Annotated in this window: 16 protein-coding genes; 5 read left to right on the top strand and 11 right to left on the bottom strand. The window is 65.2% G+C overall.

Going from position 1 to position 13,564, the window contains the following annotated elements; genetic code table 11:
• Positions 1-40: 40 nt before the first annotated feature.
• Together CH295_RS03670 and CH295_RS03665 are read left to right on the top strand one after the other, a co-directional pair.
• The gene (locus CH295_RS03670) at positions 41-469 is read left to right on the top strand and encodes an Rv0880 family HTH-type transcriptional regulator (RefSeq protein WP_037188786.1); all 429 of its coding nucleotides are present in this window, start codon (positions 41-43) and stop codon (positions 467-469) included.
• A gap of 57 nt (positions 470-526) precedes the next feature.
• Positions 527-1,798, top strand: a complete 1,272-nt coding sequence (locus CH295_RS03665) for an MFS transporter (protein WP_094739822.1) — start codon at positions 527-529, stop codon at positions 1,796-1,798.
• Between the two features lie 7 nt (positions 1,799-1,805).
• Here the strand turns inward: CH295_RS03665 and CH295_RS03660 are convergent, their stop codons facing one another.
• From CH295_RS03660 to CH295_RS03640, 5 genes are read right to left on the bottom strand one after another with little or no spacing between them, the layout of a single operon-like run.
• Positions 1,806-2,411: a response regulator transcription factor gene (locus CH295_RS03660; RefSeq protein WP_037187407.1), complete on the bottom strand. Its 606-nt coding sequence runs from the start codon at positions 2,409-2,411 to the stop codon at positions 1,806-1,808.
• Positions 2,408-3,571, bottom strand: coding sequence for a sensor histidine kinase (locus CH295_RS03655; protein WP_094633041.1), 1,164 nt, complete (start codon positions 3,569-3,571; stop codon positions 2,408-2,410). Before CH295_RS03655 ends, CH295_RS03660 begins: the two co-directional genes overlap by 4 nt.
• A gap of 39 nt (positions 3,572-3,610) precedes the next feature.
• Complete coding sequence (locus CH295_RS03650; RefSeq protein WP_094739821.1) at positions 3,611-4,384, bottom strand: ABC transporter permease; 774 nt, start codon at positions 4,382-4,384, stop codon at positions 3,611-3,613.
• The gene (locus tag CH295_RS03645; protein WP_094739820.1) at positions 4,381-5,316 is read right to left on the bottom strand and encodes an ABC transporter ATP-binding protein; all 936 of its coding nucleotides are present in this window, start codon (positions 5,314-5,316) and stop codon (positions 4,381-4,383) included. Before CH295_RS03645 ends, CH295_RS03650 begins: the two co-directional genes overlap by 4 nt.
• Positions 5,313-5,540, bottom strand: coding sequence for a hypothetical protein (locus CH295_RS03640; protein ID WP_170945734.1), 228 nt, complete (start codon positions 5,538-5,540; stop codon positions 5,313-5,315). Before CH295_RS03640 ends, CH295_RS03645 begins: the two co-directional genes overlap by 4 nt.
• Before the next feature lie 144 nt (positions 5,541-5,684).
• Here CH295_RS03640 and CH295_RS03635 point away from each other — a divergent pair, with 144 nt between their 5' ends.
• Positions 5,685-6,998, top strand: a complete 1,314-nt coding sequence (locus CH295_RS03635) for an MFS transporter (protein WP_170945733.1) — start codon at positions 5,685-5,687, stop codon at positions 6,996-6,998.
• Here CH295_RS03635 and CH295_RS03630 read toward each other — a convergent pair.
• The gene (locus tag CH295_RS03630; protein ID WP_037187401.1) at positions 6,995-8,194 is read right to left on the bottom strand and encodes a GNAT family N-acetyltransferase; all 1,200 of its coding nucleotides are present in this window, start codon (positions 8,192-8,194) and stop codon (positions 6,995-6,997) included. The two genes, CH295_RS03635 and CH295_RS03630, sit on opposite strands and share 4 nt — an antisense overlap.
• Positions 8,195-8,310: 116 nt before the next feature.
• Between CH295_RS03630 and CH295_RS03625 the strand changes: the two genes are divergently transcribed.
• Both CH295_RS03625 and CH295_RS03620 read left to right on the top strand, forming a co-directional pair.
• Positions 8,311-9,114, top strand: a complete 804-nt coding sequence (locus CH295_RS03625) for a TrmH family RNA methyltransferase (protein ID WP_037187398.1) — start codon at positions 8,311-8,313, stop codon at positions 9,112-9,114.
• The gene (locus tag CH295_RS03620) at positions 9,111-9,380 is read left to right on the top strand and encodes a DUF2537 domain-containing protein (protein ID WP_094633045.1); all 270 of its coding nucleotides are present in this window, start codon (positions 9,111-9,113) and stop codon (positions 9,378-9,380) included. Before CH295_RS03625 ends, CH295_RS03620 begins: the two co-directional genes overlap by 4 nt.
• Positions 9,381-9,494: 114 nt before the next feature.
• Here CH295_RS03620 and CH295_RS03615 read toward each other — a convergent pair whose 3' ends face one another.
• The 5 genes from CH295_RS03615 to CH295_RS03595 form a co-directional block, all read right to left on the bottom strand.
• Positions 9,495-10,265 (bottom strand): DUF6928 family protein, encoded by a 771-nt coding sequence (locus tag CH295_RS03615; RefSeq protein WP_441347076.1) that lies wholly within the window; start codon positions 10,263-10,265, stop codon positions 9,495-9,497.
• An 83-nt stretch (positions 10,266-10,348) separates the two neighbouring features.
• Entirely contained in the window at positions 10,349-11,251 is a 903-nt protein-coding gene (gene sepH / locus CH295_RS03610; protein WP_094739818.1) for a septation protein SepH, read from the bottom strand.
• A 112-nt stretch (positions 11,252-11,363) separates the two neighbouring features.
• Entirely contained in the window at positions 11,364-12,035 is a 672-nt protein-coding gene (locus CH295_RS03605) for a rhomboid-like protein (protein ID WP_094739817.1), read from the bottom strand.
• A gap of 91 nt (positions 12,036-12,126) precedes the next feature.
• Positions 12,127-13,248, bottom strand: coding sequence for a phosphoserine transaminase (gene serC / locus CH295_RS03600; RefSeq protein ID WP_094739816.1), 1,122 nt, complete (start codon positions 13,246-13,248; stop codon positions 12,127-12,129).
• A 69-nt stretch (positions 13,249-13,317) separates the two neighbouring features.
• Positions 13,318-13,564: citrate/2-methylcitrate synthase (locus CH295_RS03595; protein WP_288143173.1), on the bottom strand; the 247-nt coding region annotated here is incomplete at its 5' end.

Here is a 13,564-nt window from a genome sequence, read left to right as displayed (position 1 = left end):
ACCAGGGCGTATTCTCTGCGCTGTGACGTCGGGAAATGGTGTGAAGGACAATCGGGAATTGGCAAGCGATCTGTCGCTTGCGGTGGTGAGGCTGACTCGCCACCTTCGGGGTAGGCGAGTGGACTCGCAAGTCTCGCTCACTCAGCTGTCGGCTCTGGCCACGCTGAGTCGGGAGGGCGATATGACGCCGGGTGCATTGGCCGCGCGAGAGAAGGTCCAGCCGCCGTCGATGACGCGGGTGATCGCATCGTTGGCCGAACTCGGTCTGGTGGCGCGCACCCCACATCCCACCGACGGGCGGCAGGTGATCGTCTCGCTCTCACCGGCCGGTCGAGAGCTGATCGCCGACGAGGCCAGTGCCCGCGAAGCGTGGATGACCGCGCAGCTCGCAGGCCTCGGACCCGAGCAGCTCGACACACTCCGTGATGCGGTGACGATCATCGGAGCCCTCGTGAGCGACTCCGAGTAGTTACCTAGGGTTATTATCTGAATGGTGGCCCCTGCTTCCCGTACCTCCAGCTCGACGATGTTCGCCGCCCTGAAGACTCACAACTACCGATTGTGGGCGTCGGGGCAGATCGTTTCGTTGGTCGGCACGTGGATGCAGCGGGTTGCCCAGGACTGGCTCGTTCTGACGCTGTCCGGCGGCAACGGCTTCGCCGTCGGCATCGTCATGGCCCTGCAGTTCGGGCCGACACTGTTCCTCTCGGTCTGGGGTGGGGTCCTGGCAGACCGCTACGACAAGCGCAAGCTACTCATGATCACCCAGGTCTTCGCCGCGGCATGCGGTCTGGTGCTCGGCGTGCTCGACGTCGGAGGGATGGTCGAGCTGTGGCACGTCTACGTCATCGCATTCATCCTCGGCTGCTCGTCCGCGATCGATGCTCCGGTGCGACAATCGTTCACCATCGAGATGGTCGGCAAAGAGACCCTCGCCAATGCGATCGCGCTGAACTCGATGACCTTCAACATGGCGCGCATCGTCGGGCCTGCCGTGTCCGGAGTGCTCATCACCCTCGTCGGCACCGGCTGGGTGTTTCTCATCAATGCCGTGTCGTTCGCGGCGGTGTTCGGTGCACTCGTGGCGATGAACGTCGGTCAGCTCTTCCGCGTCGAACCGGCCCCACGCGCCAAAGGGCAGGTGCGGGAGGGATTTCGGTACGTCTGGGGGCGCGGTGACCTACGAGTCCTGCTGTCCACGGTCTTCATGGTCTCGACGTTCGGCCTCAACTTTCCGCTGAGTCTGTCGGTGTTGGCGCGCAACACGTTCGGGAGCGGAGCAGACGCCTACGGTCTGCTCTCGACAACCCTGGCAGTGGGCACGCTGGCCGGAGCGACTCTGGCTGCGCGGCGGGCGAGCGCGCCGCGCCTGCGGCTGTTCATCGGTGCCGTCATCGCATTCGGAGCCTTCGAGCTGATCGTCGGATTGATGCCCAACTATCTGCTCGTGGCACTGTTGCTGATTCCCACCGGTGCCCTGACACTGACGTTCACGACGTCGGCGATGAACATTCTGCAGATGTCGGTGCCGTCCGACATGCGCGGACGCGTGATGGGCATCTACATGCTGTGCTTCCTCGGCGGTACTCCGCTGGGCAGTCCGGTTCTCGGTTGGCTCGCCGACGCCCTGGATCCGCGGGCACCGTTGCTGTTCGGTGGGGCCATCTCTCTGGCGACCGGCCTCTTCGCGGCCGTGTATCTACTGCGGCACAACAATTTGCGGATCACCGTCGTACCGCCGGCCGACGGTCACCGGCTCCCCACCCTCGATACCGTCGCCGTGAGCACAAAGGTGTGACGGTGGGTCAGATCCAGCCGTGGCGTCGAGCGAGAGCGCAGGCCTCGTGTCGGTTCGCTGCACCCAGTTTCGCCGCGGCAGCGGACAGGTAGTTGCGGGTGGTGCCGGGCGAAAGATGGGCCCGCCGTGCGATCTCCGCGATCGACGCGCCGTCGGCGGCGAACTCGAGCACATCGGCCTCGCGCGGAGTGAGCGGCGAGTCTCCGGCTCCGATGGCTTCCGCGGCCAGCGTGGGATCGACGTAGCGCCCGCCGCCGTGCACGGTGCGCACTACCTCGGCCAGGGTCGCCGCCGAGGTCGTCTTCGGCAGGAATCCGCGCACACCCGCTTCGAGCGCCTTCTTCAGATAGCCCGGCCTGCCGTGACTGGTGACGATGATCGACGCGCAGGTGGGCAGCATCTCGGCGATCTTCTGGGCCGTCTCGATGCCGTCGATCCCGCCCATCTGCAGGTCCAACACGGCGACATCGGGAGCGAGAGAGGCCGAGACGGTCAACGCCTTTTCGCCGGAGTCGGCCTGCCCGACGATCTCGATGTCGTCCTCCAGATCGAGCATGGTCGCAAGCGCCGAACGAATGAGATTCTCGTCGTCGGCCAGTAGAACTCGAATCATGATGTCGTCCTTGTCGGGTCGTTCCGCAGGCTCGACTCCTGCCTTGGGTTCTCGATCGGTAGCGCCGCGGTGAGGGTGAATTCCTCGGAGGTCTTCTCCGTGTTCAGGGTGCCTCCGACCGCGACCAATCGTTCCCGCAACCCGCTCAGTCCCGTGCCGTCGTCGCGGCCGGACGATGCACTGGGATGGTCGTTGGTCAGGCGAATGCTGTTGTCGGTCAGCTCGATCCGGCAATAAGTGGCAGCGGAGTGGCGCAGAATGTTCGTCACTCCCTCGCGGACCACCCAGGCGGCCGCCTCGGCCGCGCGCTCGGACAGAACCGATGTCTCGCCGACCAGTTCGGTGGAGATACCTGCGGCGGACAGCAGCGATCGAGCTCCGTCGAGTTCCGATGCCACATCGACCGATCGATAGCCGCGAACCAGCTTTCGGGCGTCGGCCATGGATTCCTGGGCCAGCAGGCGAACCTCGTCCATCTGGCCCGCCGCTCGATCGTCACCCCGGCGAGCCAGCGTCGCGGCGAGTTCGCTCTTGACGGCGATGGCAGAGAGTGCGCGTCCGACGACGTCGTGCAGATCTCGCGAGAATCGCAGACGCTCCTCGGCAACCGAGAGTGCGGCAGCAGCGTCGCGAGTGGCGTCGAGTTCGGTGACGATGCGCAGCAACCACGCCGACAGTTGCACGGTGAACGCCATGAAGGCGATGAAGATGCCGAGTATCAGAGTTTCCACTGCCGGGGTTCCCACAGCCGCCGCGATCGCAGCAGCGGCCACAGCCGCCGCCAGGGACCACCGCAACGGAATCAGGGTCGCGACCGCAGTGGTGACGAGTACGGCGGCCCACAGTGCGTTGCTCGTGGTCCCGCCGGCAACCAGCACCACGGCGGCGACTGCCGTGATCGCCAACGGAATTCGTGGGCTGGCCGTCGACTCACCGCCGAGCGCGGGGGTGCGCTGCACCACCACAAAAGCGGCGGCGGCGCAGACAGCAGTCGCTGCCATCGACAGATAGTCGTCGTACTGCAGAGATGTCAGCATCGCTCCGACGGCAACACCGACGGTGATGAGCAGGAAGGACTGGCGGGTGTAGACGCGCACCTTGTCCACTGCACTGCTGTCGTTCCAGCCGTGCAGTGGATTGAGGTACTGGTGCAACTTCATGATCTCCAGCCTTGCAGACGGTCGACGAAAGGGTGTGATCTAGGACCGCGGTTCCCAACGGAAGTGCGTGCGGGCGATCAGGAGGCTGCCGACGATCCACGCGAGCATCACCAGCAGCGGCATTCCGGCTTCGGTGAAGGTGGCAGCGAAGCCGATGGACGCGTCGCCGGGCGTGGTGGTGCCGAACCAGCCCAGGTTCAACAGGTCCGACACGGCCGCCATCGGGGTCAGTTCGACGACTCGGCTCAGCGAATCAGGGAGAACGTCGCGCAGCATGGCCGAGCCGGCCATGGCGATCAGAATGACCGGCAGGCTGGTGATCTGGGCGGCCTCGGCGTTGCGAGTGAAGGCAGAGGTGATCAACGCCAGTGCGGCGAACAATGCGGCTCCGCCGAGGAGGGCCACGGCGACGAGCACTGCGTTGGTAGGAATGGGCCCACCGAAGGCCAGAACTACAGCTCCGACGATCAGGCCCAGTGCGACGGTGAGGACGAACGAGGGGACCGCCGGCCCCAGCAGAATCTGGATGTCCGAGCTTTCTCCGGTGCGAAGTCGCTTGAGCACCAACTCGTCTCGACGTGTGGCGTAGATCGAGAGCATGTTGTAGTAGACCATGAACACCAGCAGGAACAGGGCGAAGAACTCGAGCGCCGCTCCGACGCCCACGTCGGTCAATCCGTCGTCGCTGCGACTGCTGATGATCAGCATGACCAGCGGTAGTACGAGAGGTATGACGGACGCGTTGAACAGCAGTACTCGATTGCGTCCGAGCAGTGTGAACTCTGCTCGTGACAGTGCGGTCATCGTGCTCATGCGCTCATCACCTTCGTGTGTGTGAAGTCGGGATTGTCGAATTCGTCTGCAATGGAAAGGAATACGGTTTCGAGTGATGCCGCGCGGGCGTCGAGTCCGTGCAGGGTCACCCCGTTGGTGCGGGCCCACACGAGCAGGTCGGTCAACGTGTCCTGTACCGAGGACGTCTGGATCGAGATGGTGTCTCCCGAGACGTCGATGGCGGTACCGGGCAGTGTCGGCAGCGCGGTACCGGGGGCCTGCAGTTCGATCTTCGCCGGATGGTCCGCGACCACCTCGTCGACCGTTCCGCTGCGAACGACCCTGCCGCGGTGCATGATCGCGAGTCGATCGCACAGCGACTCGGCCTCGTCCAGGTAGTGCGTCGTCAACATGATCGTCACGCCGGAATTCTTCAGCTCTTGAATCAACCGCCATGTGTTGCGGCGACTTTCGGGATCGAGACCGGTGGTGGGCTCGTCCAGGAACAGCACTCGAGGACGGCTGATGATGGCGCACGCCAGATCCAGTCTGCGTTGCTCGCCGCCCGAGAGAAACTTCACCCGGGTATCGGCGCGGTCGGCCAGGTCGACTCGCCCCAGCACCTCGTCCACCGGCAGTGGATTGCTGCACGTGCCCGCCCACATCCGCAGGCTCTCCGCGGTGGTCAGATCCTGGGGCAGGCCGCCTTTCTGCAGCATGATGCCCAGAGACGGTCGAACTTTGCGGCGATCGGACACCGGATCCATTCCCAGAATCCGCACCGTGCCTTCACTCGGCCGTGAAAGTCCTTGAATGACTTCGAGAGTGGACGTCTTGCCGGCACCGTTGGTGCCGAGCAGGCCGAACAGCTCACCCTCGGCGACCTTCAGATCGAGCGCCTTGACGGCCTCGAAAGCGTTCTTGCCCGAGCCGTAGCGGCGAGTCATGCCATCGACTTCGATGATGGTCATGATTGCTTCTCCCAGTGGCGGAGTCCGATGACGAACCGCACGCCCATGAACGCGACGATGACGCCGAGTGCGACGAACGCCGGAAGTGATGCGCCGACGATCGCGAACAGCACGGCGATGATCGCGAGACCGATGACGATGACGACGATCTCACGCGCCATCGTCGGAGCCGGTCCGAGCTCCATCAGATCGGTGAACAGGTTTCCTTCGTCTGGTTGCTTCATGACTACGAGTCTGCTGCGCCCGAACCACCGAAAACAGTGCAGCGCATCATGACCTGAGGTGACACCGTCACGGTGTAGCCATGACAAAAGTCATGTGCTTTCCGACTGCTCCCTGTGTGCCAGGTATTCGGGTACTTTCAGCACGTGAATCGCACCGAGTCGGCGAGCTCCGACCGTCGTAGGCAGGTCCGCGTCATTCTGGCGGGTTCGGTGCCGAACCTCGTGCAGTGGTTCAACCTCTACCTCTACGCGACCTTCGCGCCGTATTTTCGGACCGAGTTCTTCGATCCGGCCTCGACCAATTCGCTCGTGTACGTCTACGGACTCTTCGCACTGACCTTCGTCGTCCGACCGCTCGGTTCGTGGCTGTTCGGCAGGCTCGCGGACGTGCGAGGCCGACAGTTCGCGCTCGTCGCTGCGGTCACGCTGATGTCGGCCGGATCGGTCGCTCTGGCGGTCACTCCCACCGTCCACGACATCGGCGCCTGGGCCGCGGTGATCCTCGCGGTCGTGAGCATCGTCCAAGGCATCGCCACCGGCGGCGAGTACGCGGCGGCGACGGTGCTGCTCTCCGAATCGGGCACGCGAGGGCATCGCGGATTCTTCGCCTCGTTCCAGGCCGCGACCATCGTCGGCGGCCTCGTGCTCGCACAGACGTGTCTACTCGTGCTCCTCGCGAGCACGGACCGCGCGGCAATCTCCGAATGGGGTTTTCGCCTCGCGTTCGCCGCGGGAGGTGCGGCGGGCCTGGCATCGCTGTGGTGGGCGCGTGGACTCGATCGCGCGCCCCGTGAACCGGGAGCACCCCGGGCGGACCGAGACGCCACGATGGGGGCGTTGTTTCGCGATCACCGGCGTCCTTTGGTGTGGGTGTTCTTGTTGACCGCGGGAGGGAGTGCGGCGTTCTACACCTACACGGTCACGGTTCCCTCGATCGTTCGCGAGACGTTCTTCGCTGCGGACGGCACCAGGGGAGAGCTCGTCGCGACCGGGCTCGTGCTCGCGGCCTTCGTGGTGTTGATGGTGCTGCAGCCGGTCGCCGGCGCACTGAGCGACCGCATCGGAAGAAAGCCCCTTCTCGTCGCGTTCGGGGCGCTGGGGATACCGGCGACCGGAGCACTGGTGCTGGCGACCACCCGGGTGACGTCTCCGCCTGCGGTCTTCGCCATCCTGGTGTGCGCGTTCCTCGTCCTCACGTGCTACCTGTCGGTGAACGGCATTGCCAAGGCCGAAGTGTTCCCCGCGCACATTCGTGCGTTGGGCGTCGGCTTCGGTTATGCCGTGGCGAACTCCCTCTTCGGAGGCACGGCACCGTTGATCTACCACGCCACGAGCAGCCACGGCAGTGTCGACTTCATCGTCTACCTGACGGTGCTGCTCGCGGTGACGCTGGGTGCCGCCCTCCGGATGCGAGGTGGCTCGGCCACCGCGCTGGATGCGCCGAACAGCCGGCTCTAGAAACCCCAACCCATGACGGCCGGGCGCGCTGTTCCGAACGTCAGATCCAGCGCATGCAGAGATTCCTCGTTGCGTGCGGTAAGGCGGTTGGCCGCGGCGAACAAGCGGGCTCGATGGGTGCCGAAGTAGATGCTCGCGAGCACGTCGATGTCGAGTTCGATGTCCGGTTCGGACTCCACCCGGGTGCAGGTCGCACGACCGTCGGTCACGGTCAGTGAGTAGGTGCCGCCCGCATCGAGGAAGGGATCCCGCACCGCGATGACCAGCGAGGTGTCGAGCGCGTAGGTACGCGCCTCGAGCGCTGCCTCGACGTGCATGATGCGGCCCCACAGTGCGTCGTGGTGAGCCGTGACTTTCGGTAGCCGATTGTTGGTCAGCAGGAACGGCAGTACTTCGTCCCGTGCCTGCCGTACCTCGATGGTGTCGACCAGGTCCACTCCGACGAGTATTTGCCACAACGCGGCGTACGCGTCGTCGGTCACCGCGATGAATTCCTCCACCACCACTCGGCTCGGGTTGCGTCCGCGTCGGTAGGCGACATAACCGTCGGGATGGACGATGAAGAACAGAGCCGTCAGTCCGCCGCGTCGGTTCTCGCGGTCGGCGAAGAACCGCTCCCAGCGGATCGGCGGCTTGGGCTGCGCGCCTGCGGTCTGCTGCTGCCACCGGTGGTAGATGTCGGGGAGCAGTCCGGCGGCCTCGGCCGACTCGATCAGCCGCACACCGGTTGCCGGGGGAGCGTCCTTGCGGAACTGCGCGAATCGTCGGTCGATCGAGACGCTGATCTCCTCGGTCACCGGCCCGTACCCGAAGCGTCCGTAGATCGTGGCCTCGCTGGCCGTGAGCAGGGAGAGGGGTGCGCCGGCGTCGTTCAGTGCGCGGTGCTGCTGGGTGAACATCGATCGCAGGATGCCGCGTCGACGATGCGTCGGTGCGACCGACACCCAGGAGACTCCGGACGCCTCGACCTGCGCACCACCGGGAACGGTGACCGACATCGGGAAGTGCATGGCCACACCCACCGGGGTCTCGCCGTCCCACGCCAGGTACACGTGCTCGGACTGGGTCAGGATCTGTGTCTCGGCCAGGTCCTCGGCGTTCTGGTGCTCGCCGAATGCGTGGGCGTCGAGCAGCGCGACGGCATCCCAGTCGTCGTCGGTGGCGGTGCGGATGGTGATCGATTCGTCGGTAGTCATCGCTCTTTACTTTTCCATACAGGAGTGGAGCCCGCGGAACGACCCGAGAAATCTGCCATACAGAAGGAGGCCTTCGCCGAGGGACTGCCAGAAATGCCGGGTGACAAGATGGGCACGTGGTGCATGTAATCGATATCGACGACCCATCGGACCCGCGACTGGACGATTTTCGCGATCTCAACTCCTCGGATCGGCGACCCGACCTGCCCGAGGGCAAGGGATTGGTGATCGCCGAGGGAGTGTTGGTCGCGCAGCGCCTGCTGACCTCGCGCTTCCCGATGATCAGCCTGCTGGGCGTGGATCGACGGCTCGACACCTTGCGCGACGATCTGGCAGATTCCGACGTCCCGTTCTATCGGACATCGGCGGAGGTGATGGCCGAGGTCGTCGGATTCCATCTCAATCGCGGCGTGCTGGCAGCGGCGAACAGGCCACCGGCCCTCGATTTGGACGAGGTGTTGGCCGACGCGAAGACGGTGGCGATCCTCGAGGGCGTCAACGACCACGAGAATCTCGGGTCGATGTTCCGCAACGCGGCCGGTCTCGGGGTGGATGCAGTGCTGTTCGGCGCCGCGTGCGCTGATCCGCTCTATCGACGGTCGGTGCGGGTATCGATGGGGCATGTGCTGCGGGTGCCGTTCGCCAAGGTGCCCGAGTGGCCGCGCGGTCTCGATCGCGTTCGCGCGCACGGTTTTCAGCTGATCTCGCTGACACCCAATCCGTCGGCGGTGTCGCTTGCGGCGGCGATGACGGGGGAGAAGGTGGCGTTGTTGCTCGGCGCGGAGGGACCGGGTCTGACCGAACATGCCATGCGTGCCACGGACATTCGCGCTCGTATCCCGATGGCACCCGGCACCGATTCACTCAATGTGGCGACGGCCGCTGCGATGGGGTTCTACGAACGTGTGCGCCTGACGTGAACGACCACGACCCGGGCGTCCGCTGGACCGGAATACCGATCGCCGTGATCTCGGCGGCGCTGGTGAGTGTGGCACTGACGGCTTTCGGTCTGGAACTGGCCAGAATTCACCCGCTGCTGGCGATCGGTCTGAACATGATCGTCGTCGCGGGTGCGGCACCGACGGTCATGCGGTGGCTCGCGATACCGGTGTGGCGCTGGGCCGTGTACGGAGCCGGCATCGGTTCCATCCTGAGCTTCGTGGCACTGGCGGCGCTGGCGTTCTGACAGTCGTCTTCTTCGTCGGTCTCCGACAGCGGGCAGAGTTGCGCACTACCGTCGACAATCGGCGGAAACCCGTCGATCAGCGGTGGTTGCGTGCAACTGTGCCCACCCGAGCCACTATTTGCGCGAGAACCAACGCTTCTTCGGTCGCGGTGCCTGTTCCTCGGGGGCGTCGGGCATCGGTTCCTGTGCGCCACGGCCGTTCGAGCTTCGGCTCTGCTGGTTCGGTGGCGGTGGCTCCTGCCCCGGAACGTACATCGTGAAGCCGCAGACCGGCAGGGTGTTCGGATCGAATTCGTCCGCGTGTGGTGCGCCGGTGTAGCGGAATCCGAGCCACTCGGCGTTGGCGGCCTCGGCGAACTCCTGCGGGTGGAACGGCAGCGATTGCGGATCCGGCATCACTCCGGGTGGATAGATCAGCGGGTGCTCACCGGCCCAGAACGACCGCTCCCACACCAGTGGCAGGCCCGCGTCCTCGTAGATGTACACCGGAGTGGCGCTGAAGGATCGGCGGAATTCACCGCGCTCCCAGTACGCGAACGCTCCCCAGGCGTGTTGGGGATCCGAGGCGACGAGGTAGGTGTGCTCGGACGCCAGAGGGCGAGTGAAGGATTCGGGAAGCGTCGACGGTGTGGGCACCGCGAGATTGGATCCGCAGACCACGGTGACGCCCGGGTAGCAACCGATGAAGACGTGATCGTCGTCCACGCCTGCCGAGGTCGATATCGGGCCCTGTCCGAGGGGCACTGCCGTCAGGTGGGGGTACAGACGTCCGACGAGTGCGGTCGCAGCATTCCAGTCCGAGGTGTTGGCCTCTCGGAGTACAGAAATGGGATCCGGTGCGTCCACGTACCAGATCGTTGATGCTTTGGCCCCCACTACCGGCACCTCTCTCTCCGTTACTTCCTGGGAAGCCTACGGTGTGAGCGTCGGCGGTTCTGCACCGCGCGGCACATCGGTCACATCGGAACTCAGTTGTGGCCGCTGCTGCGAACTCCGAGCAGGACGTCCTCCCACGACGGCATGGCCGGCTTGCCGCGCTTGTCCTTGCCACTGGTGTGACCGGCGGCAGGCTTGGGTGCGGGCCTGGGCTCCCTGGCCACCGGTTCGCGCGGCTCCTCGGGCTCGGGAGCAGGCGCATCGTCCACCTCGACCTCGATGGTCTCGGCGTCGATCTCGCTGTCGGCGGTGGTGCCGTAGTACTCGTCGAAGCTCTGCTGCGAGGTCTCGTCGTCGCCGAGGTCCTCGGAGGATGTGAGTGCGCGGACCGGTGCCAGACCGCGCAGTTGACGTCCGAAGTCTGGATCGATCAGTTCGTGTGCGGTGTCGTCGAGCGGCGCGATGGTGCCGCCGTGGCCGTCGGGCAGGAACTGCCAGTGCGCCTTGTTGGTGGTGCGGCCGGCCTGCCACTTCAGCTGTGCGACCCACTTGTTGTCCTCGTCGCGCCAGGCGTCCCACGTCGCGTCGTCGAGGTTGTGGCCGCGAGCGCGGAAAGCGAGGGTGACGATCTCGAGCAGGGTCTGCACGGCCGGGCCGTCGTGGCGCAGTGGATGACCGGACTGGGCCATCGACGCGGCCTGCGAGCGTTCGAGCAACACCGGGTGAGCGAACACCTCGACGCGGCTGATGGCCATTCCGGAGTCGGCGGCAACCTGTTCGATGGTCGCTCCGCTGCGAATACGGGCCTGAATTTCCTTCGGCCGAAGCAAGCTGTCCATTTCGATCTCAATCTGTCCTAGTCGAGCGATGTCGCCGCGTGAGGCCGCGCGGAGTTTGTCGTCGGCTGGAAGCCGGAATCTGTCGCCGGTCTTGGGATCTGCGCACACGACGAACTTTCCGTCGGCCTCGAGACCCACCACACGTAAGTCTCGCACCTTGACCTCCTCATCGCGCCGGCTCGCGATACCGTCGAATTCGAGCCTAGTTCACCTGCCGTATTCGGCGGGTGTTCGACACGCATCGCTTCTGCCGACGATCGTTTCCCTATCAGAGGGTAGACAGCTGCGGGCTCGGCTGCACCCATTCGGTCGATGTTCCATCAATTGCTTTGTGCGACAACGTCGATGCGTCCCTGCGAAGGTAGAGGGCACCCAGGCCGAGGCCGATGGTCAGGGCAATCGCGTGGCCGACGGCGGTGAAGGACGGGTCCGACACTCCACTGAAGGCGACGACGCCGATCCACAGGGCGGCCCAGCCCGCACGCCACGGCATCGGCAGGTACCTGATCATCGATCCTGCGACCGCTGCTGCTGCGTAGCTGACGCCGACGTCGACGGCCATCGCCAACGAGTCCGCGAGCCAGTCGTTGTGAATGCCGATGAGCAGGCCCGTGGCCACCAATGCCGTCGCACCGAGGTGTCCGGCGCTGAAGGTCAGCAGAAAGCGTCGCCAGCCGGAGACCCACTCGGCGACGGCGAACAACAGGGCGACCGCGGCCAACCACAACCAGTTCACCCGTCCTTCGGTGAGAAAGACGCTCGTGACGAGGGTGGCGAGGTGGCCGTCGGTCAGATTGTGGAGATTGGTGCTCGCCGCGTGCAGTACGTGCCAGCGATCGTGTGGGCCGATCTGGCCCAGCGCGATAATTCCCGCTGCCGCGAGCGCGCAGTACACCAGAGTCACCCGAATCCGTAGCGCGAATGTCAGGAGCCTGTACATACGAGCGCTCCCTCCGCGGTCGTTACGCTTGCTTACTTGATAGCAAGTGTATGCCGCGAAGGGAGCGCTGTAGCTGTGAGCTTGCTGGTAATCAGCTCAGCGTGGACACGACCCAGTCGATGCTCTTGGTCAGTGCGGTGATGTCGTCCGGCTCGATTGCCGGGAACATACCGACACGCAGCTGGTTGCGGCCGAGCTTGCGGTACGGCTCGGTGTCGACGACGCCGTTGGCGCGCAGGATCTTGGCGACCTGAGCTGCGTCGACCTTCTCGTCGAAGTCGATGGTGCCGACGACCTGGCTGCGGTGATCCGGGTTCGTCACGAACGGCGTCGCGAATTCGCTCTTCTCGGCCCAGTCGTACAGGCGTGAGGACGAATCGGCGGTGCGCTTGGTGGCCCAATCGAGGCCGCCCTGCGAGTTGAGCCATTCGATCTGATCGGCGAAGAGCAGCAGGGTCGCCACGGCCGGAGTGTTGTACGTCTGGTTCTTGCTGCTGTTGTCGACGGCGATCGGCAGCGACAGGAAGTCCGGGACCCACCGATCCGTGGCAGCGATCTCGCTGACGCGCTCGAGCGCGGCCGGGCTCATCAGCGCGATCCACAGGCCACCGTCGGCGGCGAAGCACTTCTGCGGAGCGAAGTAGTAGACGTCCGAGTCGGCGACGTTCACCGGCAGACCGCCTGCACCGGAGGTGGCGTCGATCGCGATGAGGGCGTTCTCGGAGCCGGCCGGACGGCTGACCGGGATGGCCACGCCCGTCGAGGTCTCGTTGTGCGCCCAACCGATGAGGTCGACGGACGGGTCGGAGGTGGGCTCGGGCGCACTGCCCGGCTCGGCCTTGACGACGATCGGATCACCGATGAACGGGTTGTTCTTGGCCACCGAGGCGAACTTCGAGCTGAACTCGCCGTTGGTCAGGTGCAGCGACTTCTCGCGAATGAGGCCGAAGGCAGCAGCGTCCCAGAACGCGGTGGTGCCACCGTTGCCGAGGACGACCTCGTAGCCCTCGGGCAGCGAGAACAGATCCTTCAGGCCACTGCGCACGCGTCCGACGACGTCCTTGACGGGCTTCTGACGGTGGCTGGTGCCGAACACGGAAGCGCCGACGTCGACCAGGGACTGCAGCTGCTCGGGGCGAACCTTGGACGGGCCGCAACCGAAGCGTCCGTCGGCGGGCAGGAGATCGGCGGGAATGATCGGCAAATCGGCCATGGAGTAGCGCGTCCTAGCGTCGATGGAATATGGCCTCCACAGGCTAGTCGGGTGTCATGACACCGTCGACTACCGGATCAGGTCCCAGCCGTCGACGGACTCGGGGGTGCGGGGTTCGGGGCCGGTGTAGAGGGCGGCCGGTCGGACGAGCTTGCCCAGGCGCTTCTGTTCCAGGATGTGTGCGCACCAGCCCGCGGTACGTCCGCAGGTGAACATTGCGGGCATCATGTGCGCGGGCACCTCGGCGAAGTCGAGGATCACCGCGGCCCAGAATTCGACGTTGGTCTCGATGGCGCGATCGGGGCGGCGTTCGCGC

This window comes from Rhodococcus sp. 14-2483-1-2, assembly GCF_002259405.1.
In the GTDB taxonomy this organism is placed as follows: Bacteria; Actinomycetota; Actinomycetes; order Mycobacteriales; family Mycobacteriaceae; genus Rhodococcoides.
The sequence above is the reverse complement of the archived record's forward strand: the minus strand, read 5'-3'. Positions and strand labels throughout refer to the sequence as shown.

Excerpts from the sequence above, each read along its gene's own strand:
- CH295_RS03650 (WP_094739821.1), bottom strand. The coding sequence starts at position 4,384 with ATGAGCACGATGACCGCACTGTCACGAGCAGAGTTCACACTGCTCGGA.
- CH295_RS03645 (WP_094739820.1), bottom strand. The coding sequence starts at position 5,316 with ATGACCATCATCGAAGTCGATGGCATGACTCGCCGCTACGGCTCGGGC.
- CH295_RS03655 (WP_094633041.1), bottom strand. The coding sequence starts at position 3,571 with ATGAAGTTGCACCAGTACCTCAATCCACTGCACGGCTGGAACGACAGC.
- CH295_RS03605 (WP_094739817.1), bottom strand. The coding sequence starts at position 12,035 with ATGTACAGGCTCCTGACATTCGCGCTACGGATTCGGGTGACTCTGGTG.
- CH295_RS03630 (WP_037187401.1), bottom strand. The coding sequence starts at position 8,194 with ATGACTACCGACGAATCGATCACCATCCGCACCGCCACCGACGACGAC.
- CH295_RS03665 (WP_094739822.1), top strand. The coding sequence starts at position 527 with ATGTTCGCCGCCCTGAAGACTCACAACTACCGATTGTGGGCGTCGGGG.
- CH295_RS03660 (WP_037187407.1), bottom strand. The coding sequence starts at position 2,411 with ATGATTCGAGTTCTACTGGCCGACGACGAGAATCTCATTCGTTCGGCG.
- serC (WP_094739816.1), bottom strand. The coding sequence starts at position 13,248 with ATGGCCGATTTGCCGATCATTCCCGCCGATCTCCTGCCCGCCGACGGA.
- CH295_RS03640 (WP_170945734.1), bottom strand. The coding sequence starts at position 5,540 with ATGAAGCAACCAGACGAAGGAAACCTGTTCACCGATCTGATGGAGCTC.